Annotated in this window: 13 protein-coding genes and 1 pseudogene; 9 read left to right on the top strand and 5 right to left on the bottom strand. The window is 69.3% G+C overall.

Annotated features, from left to right (window positions below):
* Positions 1-9 precede the first annotated feature (9 nt).
* The 3 genes from AC5Y2S_RS24920 to AC5Y2S_RS24910 all read right to left on the bottom strand — a co-directional run bounded on the left by AC5Y2S_RS24920 (position 10) and on the right by AC5Y2S_RS24910 (position 2068).
* Positions 10-501, bottom strand: a complete 492-nt coding sequence (locus tag AC5Y2S_RS24920; RefSeq protein WP_499959032.1) for a DUF2231 domain-containing protein — start codon at positions 499-501, stop codon at positions 10-12.
* 3 nt (positions 502-504) lie between these two features.
* A complete protein-coding gene (locus AC5Y2S_RS24915) occupies positions 505-1116 on the bottom strand; it encodes a hypothetical protein (protein ID WP_499959234.1) in 612 nt (203 codons plus the stop codon).
* A 142-nt stretch (positions 1117-1258) separates the two neighbouring features.
* The gene (locus AC5Y2S_RS24910; RefSeq protein WP_499906524.1) at positions 1259-2068 is read right to left on the bottom strand and encodes a SigB/SigF/SigG family RNA polymerase sigma factor; all 810 of its coding nucleotides are present in this window, start codon (positions 2066-2068) and stop codon (positions 1259-1261) included.
* Positions 2069-2632: 564 nt separating this feature from the next.
* On the opposite strand from AC5Y2S_RS24910, the gene AC5Y2S_RS24905 reads away from it, so the two are divergent.
* From AC5Y2S_RS24905 to AC5Y2S_RS24885, 5 genes and pseudogenes are all read left to right on the top strand, one after another.
* Entirely contained in the window at positions 2633-3517 is an 885-nt protein-coding gene (locus AC5Y2S_RS24905; RefSeq protein ID WP_499959030.1) for an SDR family NAD(P)-dependent oxidoreductase, read from the top strand.
* A gap of 80 nt (positions 3518-3597) precedes the next feature.
* Positions 3598-4821 (top strand): FAD-dependent oxidoreductase, encoded by a 1224-nt coding sequence (locus AC5Y2S_RS24900; protein ID WP_499959233.1) that lies wholly within the window; start codon positions 3598-3600, stop codon positions 4819-4821.
* 41 nt (positions 4822-4862) lie between these two features.
* A complete protein-coding gene (locus AC5Y2S_RS24895; RefSeq protein WP_499959232.1) occupies positions 4863-5432 on the top strand; it encodes a DUF4389 domain-containing protein in 570 nt (189 codons plus the stop codon).
* A 47-nt stretch (positions 5433-5479) separates the two neighbouring features.
* Positions 5480-6058: a class I SAM-dependent methyltransferase gene (locus AC5Y2S_RS24890; protein ID WP_499959029.1), complete on the top strand. Its 579-nt coding sequence runs from the start codon at positions 5480-5482 to the stop codon at positions 6056-6058.
* 125 nt (positions 6059-6183) lie between these two features.
* Positions 6184-6723 (top strand): annotated as a pseudogene (locus AC5Y2S_RS24885) (PPE family protein); the annotation flags it as partial.
* A gap of 415 nt (positions 6724-7138) precedes the next feature.
* Here the strand turns inward: AC5Y2S_RS24885 and AC5Y2S_RS24880 are convergent.
* Together AC5Y2S_RS24880 and AC5Y2S_RS24875 are read right to left on the bottom strand one after the other, a co-directional pair.
* Positions 7139-9643, bottom strand: a complete 2505-nt coding sequence (locus AC5Y2S_RS24880; RefSeq protein ID WP_499959027.1) for an FtsX-like permease family protein — start codon at positions 9641-9643, stop codon at positions 7139-7141.
* Positions 9640-10338 carry an ABC transporter ATP-binding protein gene (locus AC5Y2S_RS24875; protein WP_499959231.1) on the bottom strand — a complete coding sequence of 233 codons (699 nt, stop codon included), beginning with the start codon at positions 10336-10338 and terminating at the stop codon, positions 9640-9642. The genes AC5Y2S_RS24880 and AC5Y2S_RS24875 overlap by 4 nt, the downstream gene beginning before the upstream one ends.
* A 221-nt stretch (positions 10339-10559) precedes the next feature.
* Between AC5Y2S_RS24875 and AC5Y2S_RS24870 the strand changes: the two genes are divergently transcribed.
* The 4 genes from AC5Y2S_RS24870 to AC5Y2S_RS24855 all read left to right on the top strand — a co-directional run bounded on the left by AC5Y2S_RS24870 (position 10560) and on the right by AC5Y2S_RS24855 (position 14327).
* Complete coding sequence (locus AC5Y2S_RS24870) at positions 10560-11345, top strand: heavy metal-binding domain-containing protein (RefSeq protein WP_499959025.1); 786 nt, start codon at positions 10560-10562, stop codon at positions 11343-11345.
* Positions 11345-11728 (top strand): DUF5073 family protein, encoded by a 384-nt coding sequence (locus AC5Y2S_RS24865; RefSeq protein WP_499959023.1) that lies wholly within the window; start codon positions 11345-11347, stop codon positions 11726-11728. The genes AC5Y2S_RS24870 and AC5Y2S_RS24865 overlap by 1 nt, the downstream gene beginning before the upstream one ends.
* 77 nt (positions 11729-11805) lie before the next feature.
* Positions 11806-12453 carry a maleylpyruvate isomerase family mycothiol-dependent enzyme gene (locus AC5Y2S_RS24860; protein WP_499959021.1) on the top strand — a complete coding sequence of 216 codons (648 nt, stop codon included), beginning with the start codon at positions 11806-11808 and terminating at the stop codon, positions 12451-12453.
* Positions 12454-12578: 125 nt separating this feature from the next.
* Complete coding sequence (locus tag AC5Y2S_RS24855) at positions 12579-14327, top strand: N-acyl-D-amino-acid deacylase family protein (protein WP_499959019.1); 1749 nt, start codon at positions 12579-12581, stop codon at positions 14325-14327.
* Positions 14328-14333: the final 6 nt, after the last annotated feature.

The raw sequence follows: 14333 nt of genomic DNA, 5'->3' as shown, positions 1-14333 counted from the left end.
CCGTGGCCGCTACGTCCCGTTGGACTTCTGCAGCCGCGCGATCTCGCCGCCCCACACCGACTGCGCGCCCGCATCGCCGGTGCGATAGACCTGGATCGTCGACGAGATGCCCACGGCGAGAACGATTATCGCGGCGATGAGATGGCCGAGCACCCGTCGCTTCTCGGATCGGCGTTCGACCACGCGCAGCACGACGAGCCCGATCGCGACCACCAGCATGGCGGCGGCGAAATAGACCATGGTGCCGCCCCGTTCGGCATGTTCCTGCAGGATCGGGCTGGGCTTTTTCCTCAGGTCATAGAGCCATTCCCCGGCGTTGACGGTGATGGGCGTGATCACCATCGTCGCAACGGCCAGCGCCAGCGTGAGCCACATCAGCTGGCCCCACCGGGCCGGCCGCCATAGGCCGCACACGATTTCGAACAAGGCTGTCAGCGGAACGAGCACCACCACCAGATGCAGCAATAAGGCATGAGCAGGCAGGCCGTTGATGACGTTCATACGTCAGCCGCCAAGCCCCTTCTTCACCGCGTCGTCTTGCTTCTGGGCGACGTCGGTGACGAAGTCCTGCGGCGGTAGCGAGTCGACCGGCCCGTCGAATTCGAGCGTGACGAACGCTTTGCCCTCGGTGAACAACAGCACCAAGATCCCCTTGGAGTTGTCCGGTGCGTTCCCGGACACCGTCGTTCCGCCGGTTCCGACGTTGAACGGTTGCGTCGTCGGATTCTTGATGTTGCCGCCCTGCGCGCCCTTGGCCGCGTTCAGCGCGTTCGTGGCGGCGCCGGGGTCGGCGAGCACCTGGATGGTGTCCTTGATGACGTGGCTGTTGTCGTCGGTGCTGAAGGTGATGGCGGCGCCCGGCTGCCCGTTCGGGTTGCTCGTCGGGGGGGCGGCGTTGAACTGTATCGGGGCGTTGATATCGGTCGCCTTGATCAACCAACCGGTGTAGTCGATCGCGGGTGCCGCGGGCGCGGAAGTGGGAGCCGCGCTGCCGGTACCCGACGCCGGGCCGGAGGAGCCCGACTTCGACGTCGATGACGTCGAGGGCGCCGGCTTACTGCCGCAGCCGGCCACCGACGCCGTCAGCGCCGTGGCCACCGCAACGCCGGCGACTATCGTCCGAGACGTCCGAGAAACCCTCATCGCATCGCGCCCCTTCCAGGCTGATTCCGGCGACACAGTCGACCCGTGCCCGAATCGCACAGTACATCGCCGGGGGCCACCGAAGGACCTACCGGGCCGCGCCGTTGGGAATGACCTACCCCAGTTGGTCGCGCAGGCAGCGCAGCGTGTGGGCCAGGATGCGGGAGACTTGCATCTGCGACACGCCGATGCGCTCGGCGATCTGGCTTTGGGTCATCGACTCGAAGAACCGCATGTGCAGCACCTGACGTTCCCGCTCGGGCAGCGCGCCCACGATGGCACGCACGGCTTCGCGGTTGGTGATGTGCTCGATTTGCGGATCGACGTCGCCGACGGCGTCGGCTACCAGGCGCGGCTTGCCGGAGTCGTCGGCTCCAAGCGGTGCATCCAGGGAGTCGAGCCGATAGGCATCGCCGGCGACAAGGCATTCGATGATTTCCTCGCGCGGCACGTCCAGCACCCGAGATAGCTCGCCGGCGGTGGGGGCGCGCCCCAGTTTTTGTGCCAAGTCGCTTGTGGTGCGACTGATTTGGACATGCAGCTCGCGCAAGCGCCGCGGCACCCGCATGCCCCAGCTGTAGTCACGGAAGTACCGGCGGACCTCGCCCATCATGGTGGGGACCGCGAAGCCGATGAAGCTGGGGCCCTTGTCCGGATCGAAGCGGTTGATGGCGTTCATCAACCCGAGGCGGGCGACCTGAGTCAGATCGTCGAGGCCTTCGCCACGCCGCGCGAAGTGGCTGGCCACATGGTCCGCCAGCGGTAGGCAACGGGCGACGATGCGTTCGCGCTGACGGCCATATTCATGCGATTCTGCGGGCATCTGGCGCAGCGCGACGAACATCTCGACAACGTCGTCGTAGGAATCGTCCGTTTCTCTGCTGGCTTGTCGGGTGGGTCGGGATGGGGTCGCTACGCCGGTCATCGGCTAGGACGCGTCGCGAAAAGGTCTGTGCAGGAAGGGGTTTGCATTATTGGCCCACTTTCGGGTCGTGTGCAGCAGGGCATCGCAGAAATGCGCACAATCGCCTCCGCTACACCTGTATCCGCCGGACAAGTCGGTGATCAGCGCACGCAGCGATAACGAGAGGGTGACCGGAGTTTCTCGCCGGAGCCACGCCATACTCAGCAGCCGTGCGGCTGGCTGACCGCTTTTAGCTAAACGGCGACATGTCCAGAACGGACTTCACTGGTGACTATACGCCTCATCGGGCCCACCCGCGATTGCTCAGCTCAGAGGGACCGGGAGCGAAGCATTGTTCAGTTTTCGAAGTTCGCTGACCGGTGCCAGGACGAGCCTTGTCGCTGGATGTTCGGCCGGCGGCAATGTCGCGAGGGTAGCCGGGGCGCACCCCAGTTACGGGCTTCTCATTCTCGGACCGCCTGGGTACTGTTCGGCACATGTTTGTCACCGCCGCGCGCGAGCTGTTGCTCGCCGCCGAGAAGCCCGCGCGCACAGGGCATTCGGAGGATTCTGAGGCGCACGCCGATGTCTGATCCGCTGCTTGACGGGCGCGGCGTGGTGGTGTCGGGCGGCAGCCGCGGCGTCGGACGCGCGGTCGCCGAACTGCTGTGCGACCTCGGCGCCGGCGTGGTGATCAACGGGCGCGACGCGGACGCCGTGGCCGAGACCGTGGCGGCGATATCGCGCGCCGGCGGGCGAGTAACCCCGGTGGTCGGGGCCGCGGACAACGAGCGCACCGCGAACGCGCTCGTCGACGCGTGCGTGAGCACGTACGGGCGGTTGGACGCCCTGATCAACTGCGCCGGGATCGCCGAGCCCGCCGGTTCGTCGATCCTGAACATCTCGCCGGAGGAATTCGACCGCCTGATCAGCGGGCACCTGGGTACGGCGTTTCACACGTGCCGCGTCGCCGCCCGCGTCATGGCGGCGCAAGGGCACGGATCGATCGTCAACACCAGCTCGGTGGCGTTTCTCGGTGACTACGGCGGCACGGGTTACCCGGCGGGCAAGGGCGCCGTCAACGCGCTGACGATGGCCATCGCGGCGGAACTGAAGCCTCACGGGGTGCGGGCGAACGTGGTGTGCCCGGGCGCCCGGACGCGGCTGTCCACCGGTCCCGAGTACGAGGAGCACATCGCGGACCTGCACCGCCGCGGGTTGCTCGACGATATGACGATGCGGGCCTCGCTCGATAGCGCCCCGGCCGCCTTCGTGGCCCCGCTCTATGCCTATCTCGCCAGCGACTTGTCCCGCGGTGTGACGGGGCGGATCTTGGTGGCCGCGGGCGGATTCGTCGGCAGCTTCGACCGGCCCACGCCGCGCGTGCTCGGATACCGCGATCACCACGACGCCGAACCGTGGTCGGTCGACGACATGCACAAGATGGTCGGCAGTGACCGCGTTCGGTGAACCGACGGGCGTGCGGGCACGTATCCAATGAAGTGACGAGCCGCAGCCACGGGACGGCCTCGGTCGCGGGGGCGCCGCGGATGCGCGCGCTCCGGATACTTGTCATCGGCGCCGGCGTGAGCGGAATTTCCGTCGCGCGCGGGCTGCTGCGCGACGGCCACGACGTCACGGTCTTCGATCAGCGCAAGGACACGCGCGCCGGCGGCGGCGCGGTGACGATCTGGTCCAACGGCGAGACGGTGCTGCGGCAGCTGGGCGTGAACATGGCCGGGGCCGGCCAACTACTTTCCCGGGTGCGGGTGCTGACCTCCCGGGGACACCAACTGGCGAGCCTGGACGTGGACGCGATGGTGGACCGGCTGGGCGCTCCCGTGCGGATGGTGCCGCGTCGCGTCCTGCTGGAACGGCTGCTGGACGGCTTCCCCGGCGATCGCATCCGCTGCGACGCCCGCGCGGCGCGGGTCGTGACGAAACCCGACGGGGTCCAGGTCGAATTCGACGACGGCAGCGTGGCCCGGGGCGACCTGGTGATCGGCGCCGATGGCCTGCACTCCGTCGTTCGCGACGTCGTCGGCGCCCCCGCCGCGGACCCGACGGGTTGGTGCAGCTGGCAGGGGCTCGTCACACTCCCCGGCCTCGTCGACAGGCGGGTGGCGATGATCGTCATCGGTGAGCGCGGCAACACCGGCGTGTGGCCGGCCGGGGGTTGCGACGTTCAGTGGTGGTTCGACCTGCCCTGGTCCCGGGACTTCGTCAGGCCGCGCCGCCCGATCGAGGCGATTCGGTCGAATTTTTCCGGGTGGTCCGACACCGTCGACCTTGTGCTGCGCAGCCTGACGGACGAGGACCTGGCGGGTTCGCCCTACCCGCACTTTCGGCACCCCCGGCTTCCCCCGCTGGTCCCGGGTCCGGTGACGTTGCTGGGCGACGCCGCGCACGCCATGCCGCCCACGCTCGCGCAGGGAACCAATCAGGCGCTGCTCGACACCATGGTGCTGTGCAAGGAGCTGTCGGATGCCCGCGAGTGGGCAAACGCCGGCGCCACCGAGCTCCCCAGGGAGATTTGCGCGGCCCTGCGCCGGTACGAGAAGGCCCGGCGGCGCCGGGTCGGCGCCGTATCCCGGGTCGCGGCGCTGCAGGTGGCCCACGGGGAGTCTGTGCTGTGGCCGGCGACGATGATCCCCGACCGGGTACACACCTGGATGCTGACCACGTTTCTGCGGTGCACGAGTCATCGCCGGCTGTCGGCGGCGATCGATCGGGGCCTCGGGACGGCGATGCCGATCGCGTCGTGCCGCCGATGAATGCGCCCGCGACGGTGCGTGACGCCGACGGTCCCGTGCGGGTGCGCGGCGATCTCGAGGCGCCGTCACGCTGGCTCTGGGTCGTCAAGTGGTGCGTGCTGGCCGTCCCGCACTACCCCATACTGATCCTTCTCTATCTGGTGTATCCGCTGCTGACGATCGTCGCCGGCGTGGCGATCCTGATCGCGGGGCGCTACCCGCGCCCGATCTTCGCCTTCAACGTCGGGGTGCTGCGCTGGTCGTGGCGGGTCATGAACTACCGCTTTCCGATGAACACCACCGACAGGTACCCGCCCTTCGCGTTGGGCTCGAGGCGCGACTATCCCGGCGACCTGGTGGTGGACTACCCGGAGCGCCTGAGCCGCTGGGCCGTGCTGGTGAAGTGGTGGCTGCTCGGGCTCCCGCAGATACTGCTGTGCTGGGCGATGGAGCCACTGCTGCAGGTGCTTTGCGTCATCAACGCGGTGTGGTTGCTGTGCAAGGGGTCCATTCATCCCGGCATGTTCGACCTGCTGATGGGGATCGTTCGGTGGCGCTACCGGGTGGCGGTGTATGTATCGTTGATGAGTGACGAGTATCCGCCGTTCCGACTGGATCTAGGTGGCAGATAACGCGCGAAAATCCTTTATTCCCATACATATATCGGTTCGGTCAGCCGATGTTCGACCGGCTCTTCTACAACCGGTATCGCCGGGCGGCGATCGCAAACGCGACCGGCCGGCTGCTGATGGTCGGGCTGGGACCGGGGACCGATCTGAAGTTCGTGCCACCCGCGGTGACGTCGGTCACCGCCGTGGAGCCGGTGGCCGCATTCCGGCGAATGGCGTCGCGCGTTGCCGATCGACACGGCATCGCCGTCGACATCGTGGAGGGCACGGGGGAGTTGATTCCCTTCCCGGACAACAGCTTTGATTCGGTCCACATCGGGCTGGTGCTGTGCTCGGTCGACGACGTGGCCGCGACGCTGGGGGAGATCCGCCGGGTGCTGGCCCCGCGGGGCAGGTTGGTCGTGCTCGAGCACGTCCGCGGGGACGGGGCGACGGGCCGGTTCCAGGACCTGGTCGCGCGGCCGTGGTCCTGGTTTGCCGCGGGCTGCCATCCGAACCGCCGGACCGTCGATGCCATCGCCGCGGCCGGCTTCGACACCTCGCGGCTGCGCAGGATCCGGACCCCGGTGCCGTTCCCGTGCAAGCCGCACCTGCAGGGCTTCGCCACCGTGATCGGCGATGTCGGCTAGACCCGCATTGAACTATCCCGGCCCCTATTTCGTGTAGTCGTAGACGCTGCTTGTTGTCGTGCTGGCGTTGTCGTGCTGACTGCGCCGGCCCGGCCGTCGCGGCCCTCACGGAAGGGACTGGGGTCATGAATTTCTCGGTATTGCCACCGGAGATCAACTCGGCGCGAATCTTCTCGGGTGCGGGTTCCGGTCCGATGCTGGAGGCGGCCGCGGCATGGGACGCGTTGGCCTCCGAGCTGGGGTCGGCGGCGTCGTCGTTCTCGTCGGTCACCTCGGGCCTCACCCAGCAGGCGTGGCGGGGGCCGGCGGCTGCGGCGATGACGGCCGCGGCGGCCCCGTACACGGGGTGGCTGAGCGCGGCGGCGAACCAGGCGATGGGCGCGGCCGGACAGGCCCGGACGGTGGCCGGCGCGTTCGAGACGGCGTTGGCGGCCACGGTGCATCCGTTGCAGGTGACGGCCAACCGAAATGGGTTCGTGCAGTTGGTGATGTCGAATCTCTTCGGCCAGAACGCGCCGGCGATCGCCGCCGCCGAGGCCGAGTACGAGCAGATGTGGGCCCAGGATGTCGCCGCGATGGTCGGCTATCACGCCGGCGCCTCGGCCGCCGGCGGGGCGCTGGGGCCGTTGCACAGCCTGGCCACCCAGCTCGCGTCGGCGCTGGGCCTCAGCCCGGTCACCAACCCCGTCGCGAGCGACCCGGACTTCATGAGTCAGACCACCAATTTCGGCGGCCTGTTCTCAACCACGTCTCTCGCCGATCCTGACGACAATCACTTTGTCGCGACCAACATCTCGAGCCCGCTCTTCACGGCCGCGGTGACCTCCGGGTTGGAGCCTACATCGGGGCTGGGCGCGCCCGGGCAGACGATCTTCACGTTCCAGAGCCCGGTCGCCCCGTTCCTGAACAGTTCGTTCGCCCTGCCGGTGACGGATCCGCTGGCGCCGCTGTTCACCGCGCTTCTCCCGCTCGGCTTCTGATCGTCCGCGGGCATCGGAGGGGAGTGCCCGCGCCGAGATTGCCGCTACGGTCGCGATTCGCGCCGGACCGCAGCCATGACGGCAATCTCGGCGCGCGTTCCTACTCGACGCTGACGGCTTCGATGATGTTGAGCCGTGCCGCTCGCCGCGCGGGCGGCACCGAGCCGAGCAGGCTGATCGCCAGCGCCCCGAGCGTGAACGCACCTGCCATCCAGCTGGGCCGGAATGTGACCTGGAAGTTCATCATGTCGCCGCTGACCAGGCTGAACAGCCATTGGTCCGCCATCCCGAACAGCAGCCCCAGTGCGCCGCCGACGACGCCGATGCCGGTCGCCTCGGCGAGGACCATCCGCAGGATGGACCGTCGGCTGGATCCCATCGCCCGCAGCACGCCGATCTCGCGGCGCCGTTCCAGCACCGAGAGCGTCAGCGTGTTGAGCAGCGCGACCGCGGCCACCAACACGACGATGATCCATACGGCGTTCGCGATGAACATGCTCTGGTGCATCGGGGCCTGAAGCCCCGCCAGCTTGGCGCGCCCGTCGTACACGTAGTTCGGCGCGGGCACCGCGCGGTGCACGTCGGCGAGGAGGCGACCGGCGTCCGCTCCCGGAGCCGCGGCGATCTCGAGCGTGGTCGTCACGGGGCGGTCGAACCAGGCGCGCAGTTGATCGAGGCCCATCCCGACCGTGCCGATCACGGTGGAGAAGTACGGCACCAGGGCCAGCACGGTCGTCTGCTGCGCGCCGTGTGGGGTTTGCATCCGCAGTTGGCCGCCGACCCGGACGTGCAGTGTCCTGCCCAGGTTCTGCGTAAGCACCACGCCCCGGCCGGCGAGCACCTGTTCGCGGATCCGCGAGTCGAGCGCGCGGTACAGCGGATCGGCCGTGCCGGCGGAAAAGCCGTCGAGCATCACGCGGGTGCCGCCCACTTCGGCGAACCCGAGCGCGCCCTGGGTGACGCGCCGCACGCCCGGCAACGCGGCCAGCGTCTCCGAAAGGCCCTGCGGCAGAGCGTCCGTGGGATAGCTGTCGGGGGAGTTCGCGCTCACCCAGACCGGGACGGCGGCGACCGGGGCGAAGATGCCCCGCGCCGAGGAGATCATGTCGGCGTTGGTTCCGGTGATGGTGACGGTGGTGACCACCGCGATGAGCACCGTCATCACGGTCGCCCACACCCGGCGCGGCGCCCGCTGGACGGTCGCCGCCGCGAGGGCCCCGACGGAGCCGAACACCCGTGCCGCCGCGGCGGTGGCGTTGACGATGGGCGCGGTCAGCGCGAATCCAAGCGCTACCTCGGCGGAGAACACCGCCGCCATCGCGACGAACGCGAGGACGCCCCGCTGATTGACGACGACCGCGATCGATGCGGCGAAGACAGCGAGCGCGCCGACCCCGCTCGCGACGCGCAGCCACCGCGGCACGCGGTCCGCGGCCGAAACGCCGACCGGCGCCAGCGCCTCGATGGGTGCGACCTTGTACACCTGCCGCGCGGCCATCGCCGATGCCACGACGCTGGTGAGCGCCGTCGCCGCGACGGCGGCCGGTATCGCGTAGCCCGGCAGCCAGTACTCGATGCGGGCCTCCAGTCCCTGGGTCATGGCCGGCGGCAATCGGCCGATCGCGATGCGGCCCATGACGATCCCGAGGGCCGAGCCCAACGCCCCGCCGATGATGCCGAGGATCGCCGCCTCCGCGAGCATGTCGCGGACGATGGTGGCGCGTCGGCCGCCGATCGCGCGCAGCATCGAAATGACCGGCCGCCGTTGGGTGATCGCCATGGTCATCGTGGTGTAGATCAGGAACGCGCCGACCATCAGGGCGACCATCGCCCCCATCAGGGCCATGTAGTTCATCAGCTTGACGCCGTCACCGGCCCGGGTGGCCCGCATGCTGGGCTCCGCGACGATCGCCCGGCCGTTGACCGCGGCGGTGATCGCGGAGCGAACCCGGGCGAGGTCGGCGCCGGGTTTGGTGGTGATCAGGATGGAGTCGAGCTGGCCCGCGCGTCCGGTGATGTTCTGCGCCAAGGCAAGCGGGGCGAGGACGTAGTGCCCGCCGTTGAGCGCGGCGACCTGCCTGCCCGCGAGGACCTCGCCGATGGTCACCGGCCTCGACCCCAGTTGGAACGTTTCCCCCTTGGCGTGGCCGACGCCCGGTCCGACACGCACGGCGTCGGCCGGTCCGGTCGGGCCGGGCGATCCGCTCTTCAACGCGTCCTTGAGTGCGCCGCCCAGCGCGGCCAGGCGCTCGTCGGCGCCGAACAGCAGGACCGGGCCCGACGAGGTGGGCGCCGACGTCCGGATCATCGGTGCCGCCGTCGCGACCCCGGGGACCGCGGCGACGTCGGCGGTGATCGTGTCGGGAAAGCCCGCGTCGGTGATGCCCGACACCTCCAACGAGGCGATGCCCGCGATGCCGTCGGCGAGCCGGTTGACCGATCCGCTGATCGAGCCGAAGATGCCGAACACCGCGACCAGATACATTGCGGACACCGCCATTACGGCGACGGATGCGCTCGTGCGACGGCGATGCACCGCGAGCTCGCGCAGGCTGAACAGGCGCAGCCGGCTCGCAGCGGCGGCAATCGCCGAGCCCGCTGTCACACCATGACCTCCGACCGCTGGTCGGCGCCGACCCGCCCGTCCTGCAGCATGATCACCCGGTCGGTCGCCGCCGCGGCCTCCGAATTGTGGGTCACCATCACCACCAGCCGGCCCCGGCCGGGCTCGTGGGCCACCTCCCCGAGCAGCGCCAGGATCGACGCGCCCGTAGCGGAGTCGAGGTTCCCGGTCGGTTCGTCGGCGAGGATCAGCGGGGGGTCCATCATCAACGCGCGCGCGACGGCGACCCGCTGCATTTGGCCGCCGGACAACTCGGCGGGCCGGTGCTCGGTCCGGTTGCCGAGCCCGACGCGCTCCAACAGCCGAATCGCGTCCGGTTTGGCCCGGCCCAGCCGGACGCCGTCGAGCAGCCTCGGCACCGCGACGTTCTCCCACGCCGACAGGGTCGGCAACAGGTTGAAGAACTGAAATATGAAGCCGACGCGATGGTGGCGAAACTGCGACTGCTGCTCATCGCTGAGCCGGCCGATCTCGTCGCCGTCGAATTCGATCGACCCCGAATCGGGGGAGTCCAGGGCACCCAACAGATGCAGCAGGGTGCTTTTGCCCGCGCCCGACGGCCCGACCACCGAAACGAAGTGACCGCCCTCGAGGCGCAGGTTGATCCCGTCGAGGGCCCGCACGGATTGGCCGCCGACCCGGTATTCGCGCACCACGTCGCGCAGTTCGATGGTCAGCGGATTGTGATTGCTGCCGTTGTCGATCCGTCCGAACATGACCCTCCCCGCGCCCACCCCGTACCGCAAAAAACGCTGGTACTTGAGATCACGAGGCTGCGCCGCGATCGGTTCATCGCGGCGCTCGAGAGCGGCCCCGGCGAGTTTGGGATGTGAAACGCGAACCCGCGTCCTACGCTGTCCTCCGGACCGCAGGAAGGTGCCCCAGAAAGGTGTTGTCAATGCAACCGAACCCGCTTGACCCAGTCGCGAGCGAGAGGCTGTCGCACGCAGGCAAGGTGTTCACGACCGATCTGTCGATCAACGAATTCGCCTTGCTGCACGGGGCCGGATTCGAACCGATCGAGCTCGTGATGGGCGTTTCGGTCTATCACGTGGGCTACCAGTTCACCGGCATCAGGCAGCAGTCCGAGCTGCCGGTGCTCACCGAGGCGACGTACCGCGCGCGCTGGAACGCGATGTCGCGGATGCAGGCGGAGGCCGATTCGTTGGGGGCCGACGGCGTGGTCGGCGTGCGCCTGGAGTGGCGTCATCAGGGGGAGGGCGAGCACCTCGAGTTCATCGCGGTCGGCACCGCGGTGCGATACACGGCGAAGCCGGGCGCATATCGACGCCCCAACGGGCAGGCGTTCACCAGCCACCTTTCCGGCCAGGACCTGACGACGCTGTTGCGATCCGGCTTCGCCCCCGTCGCGTTCGTGATGGGCAACTGCGTGTTTCACGTTGCGGTGCAAGGGTTTATGCAGATGCTCAAGCAGGCGGGACGCAACGCCGAGATGCCGCAATGGACCCAGGGCAGCTACCAATCCCGGGAGCTGGCGATGTCGCGGATGCAGAGCGAGGCCGAGCGCGACGGCGCGAACGGCGTCGTCGGGGTGCATTTCGCGATCTCGAACTACGCGTGGGGACATCACACAGTGGAGTTCTACGTGGCGGGCACGGCGGTGCGTCGCAGCGGCGAGCCGCAGACCCTGACCCCGTCGTTCGTGCTGCCGATGAGTGACTGATGACCGTGTTCGACCACGAGCGGGTCAGTCACGCCGTCGGGTCCGCCCTATCGGGACCCGGCGGCGTCGCGCTGGTGGTCAAGGTGTTCGGCGGCGTTCCCGGGGTGATCGTCACGCCAGCGCGGCGCGGCCTGTTCCGCTCGCAGCCGGAACGGATCCAAATCGGCGACTGGCGCTACGAGCTGACCCTCGACGGCCGGCTGAGTGCCGCCCACGTGGTGAACGGCGTGGCCATCGCCGAGGAGGTCCTCGCCGCCGGCGCCGTCGGTCCGCACATCGCCCGCGCGCTCGGCCAATTGGTGAGCGGTTACGGCCCGACGATCATCCCCAACATCGACGCGGCCCTCGAAGCCCTCGACACCGGCGCCGGTCCCCGCTTCTGACTTCCTCGCGCGCGACGACTTTCGGGCGCGGCGGGGGTCTATACCGGCGTCATCTCTGCCGGGTATTGGAGGCTCACATGTTCGAAGGCGCCACCCGCGACGCTCTCTGGTCGGCGGCCCACGCGGAGCGCGCCGCGCTCGCCGACGATCTCGCCGGCCTGGACGACGCGCAATGGGCGCAGCCGTCGCTGTGCGGGCAGTGGGTCATCGAGGACGTGGTCGCCCACCTCACGGCCGCCGCGAGCACCGGCCCACTGCGCTGGTTCGCCAGCGCCCTGGGCGCTCGATTCGACTTCGACGTGCACAACGCGCGGCGCCTGGCCGAGCACCGCGGCGCAACCCCCGCCGAGACACTCGAACGGTTCCGGCGCGTCGTCACCAGCACCACCGCGCCGCTGGGACCGACCGCCGCGTGGCTGGGCGAGGTCGTCGTGCACGCCCAGGACATCCGGCGGCCCCTCGGACTCCCGCGCACGCCGCCGGTAGACACCGTCGCCCCGGTAGCGGAGTTTTATGCCCAGCGGGACTTTGCGGTACGCAGCCGGAGCGCGATCGATGGTCTGCGGTTGGAGGCGACCGACGGTTCCTTCGCCACCGGCGCCGGCCCGCTGGTTAGCGGCACCACGCTGGCGCTGACGATGGCGATGGCGGGGCGCCAGGCCTACTGCGACGATCTCGCCGGCCCGGGTGTCCCCGCGCTGCGCGCCCGTTGCGCTGCGGGCTGACGCACTTTCACTCGCCTTGGCGAACAGCCACGCACCGTCTTGTTTGGCCGCGTCGCCTATTGAGAAAAGTGAGAACGCTGTTGAATGCTTGGTGGGCGCCAAGCCCGGCCCGCGAGGAGGCTGTCATGACCTACGACCTGATCATCCGGGGCGGAACCGTGGTTGACGGCACCGGCGCGCCGGCGCGGACCGCCGACGTCGCGGTCACCGACGGGATCGTCGCGGAGGTCGGCCGCGTCGAGGGCACCGCCAAGCGCACCGTCGAGGCCGACGGGCTAACCGTGACACCGGGATTCGTCGACGTGCACACCCATTACGACGGGCAGGCCACGTGGGACGCGCACCTCACCCCTTCGTGCTGGCACGGCGTGACGACGGCGATCATGGGCAATTGCGGCATCGGTTTCGCGCCCGTGCGGCCCGACCGGCACGCCTGGCTCGTCGACCTGATGGAAGGCGTCGAGGACATCCCGGGCTCCGCGCTGTCCGAGGGCATCACCTGGGAGTGGGAATCCTTCGGCGAGTATCTGGACGCCCTCGAACGGATGCCGCGCGCGGTGGACGTAGCGGCCCAGATCCCGCACGCGGCCGTCCGCGGCTTCGTGATGGGTGACCGCGCGCACGATACCGCGACGGCCGTTGACCTCGACGCGATGAGCGGGATCGTCGCCGACGGCCTGCGAGCCGGGGCGGTGGGCATGTCGTTCGGACGCACGGCAGGGCATCGCAGCGCGTCGGGCGAACCCGTCCCGGGAACCTACTCCGAAGAAGAGGAACTCGCCGCGCTGATGGCCGTGATGGCGGAGGTGGGTTCCGGTGTGCTGCAAGTGGTTCCGGCCGGTGTGGGCGGCGCGATGGGAGGCGACCAGCGCCACTCGATCGACGCCGAGGTCGAGTGGATCACCAGGCTCGGGCGCCAATACCGGATACCGCTCACCTTCCTGGCGATGGTCAACGAGCAGGATCCGCACGATTGGCGGCACTGGTTCGCGGCGGTGCACGAGGCCAACGCGGCCGGTGCGGCGATCCGGCCGCAGGTCGCCAGCCGGGCCTTCGGAATGTTGATGGGCCACCAGTCGCGGATGAATCCCTTCCGGCACCGCGCGACATACCGCCCGCTGATGGAACTGCCGCTGGCGCAGCGCGTTCGACGGCTCCGCGATCCGGAGGTGCGGGCGCAAATCCTGGCCGACGCGCCCGAGCCGACGCCCGAACCCTCGGCGGACCAACTGAACAAACACATCTTCAAGCGCCTGTATCCACTCGGCGAAGCGCTCGACTACGAACCCGCGCCCGGGGACAGCATCGCCGCGATCGCCGAACGGGAGCGCCGTGACCCCTGGGAGGTCACCTACGACGTGCTGCTCGGCGCGCAGGGGCGCGAATTCCTGCTGCTGCCCCTGCTCAACTACGCCGGCAACAACTACGACCACCTCTACAACATGATGGCGGACCCGGTGAGCCTGCAGGGGCTCGGCGACGGCGGGGCGCACTGCGGGATCATCTGCGACGCCAGCATGACGACATATCTGCTGTCGCATTGGGTGGGCAAGCGGACGCGCGGGCCGGGCCTGTCGCTTCAGGCCGCGGTCCACCGCCTCACCGGCGACCCGGCAAGTTTCTACGGGCTGGGCGATCGCGGCGTGCTCGCGCCCGGGCGGCGCGCCGACATCAACCTGATCGACCTGGACCGGCTGCGGCTGCATTACCCGGAGCGGGTCGAGGACCTGCCCGGCGGCGCGGGCCGGTTGATCCAGCGCTCGGAGGGCTACGTCGAGACGATGGTGCGCGGCCAGACCGTCGTCGCCGAAGGCGAACTGACCGACGCCCGGCCCGGCGGTCTGGTCCGGGGGCGCAGGCCGTCGGCTGTCTAGGTCCTC

The organism is Mycobacterium sp. NGS69 (assembly GCF_059812165.1).
This window is presented reverse-complemented; position numbering and strand designations above follow the sequence as displayed.

Excerpts from the sequence above, each read along its gene's own strand:
- AC5Y2S_RS24920 (WP_499959032.1), bottom strand. The coding sequence starts at position 501 with ATGAACGTCATCAACGGCCTGCCTGCTCATGCCTTATTGCTGCATCTG.
- AC5Y2S_RS24910 (WP_499906524.1), bottom strand. The coding sequence starts at position 2,068 with ATGACCGGCGTAGCGACCCCATCCCGACCCACCCGACAAGCCAGCAGA.
- AC5Y2S_RS24905 (WP_499959030.1), top strand. The coding sequence starts at position 2,633 with ATGTCTGATCCGCTGCTTGACGGGCGCGGCGTGGTGGTGTCGGGCGGC.
- AC5Y2S_RS24900 (WP_499959233.1), top strand. The coding sequence starts at position 3,598 with ATGCGCGCGCTCCGGATACTTGTCATCGGCGCCGGCGTGAGCGGAATT.
- AC5Y2S_RS24890 (WP_499959029.1), top strand. The coding sequence starts at position 5,480 with ATGTTCGACCGGCTCTTCTACAACCGGTATCGCCGGGCGGCGATCGCA.
- AC5Y2S_RS24870 (WP_499959025.1), top strand. The coding sequence starts at position 10,560 with ATGCAACCGAACCCGCTTGACCCAGTCGCGAGCGAGAGGCTGTCGCAC.
- AC5Y2S_RS24865 (WP_499959023.1), top strand. The coding sequence starts at position 11,345 with ATGACCGTGTTCGACCACGAGCGGGTCAGTCACGCCGTCGGGTCCGCC.
- AC5Y2S_RS24860 (WP_499959021.1), top strand. The coding sequence starts at position 11,806 with ATGTTCGAAGGCGCCACCCGCGACGCTCTCTGGTCGGCGGCCCACGCG.
- AC5Y2S_RS24855 (WP_499959019.1), top strand. The coding sequence starts at position 12,579 with ATGACCTACGACCTGATCATCCGGGGCGGAACCGTGGTTGACGGCACC.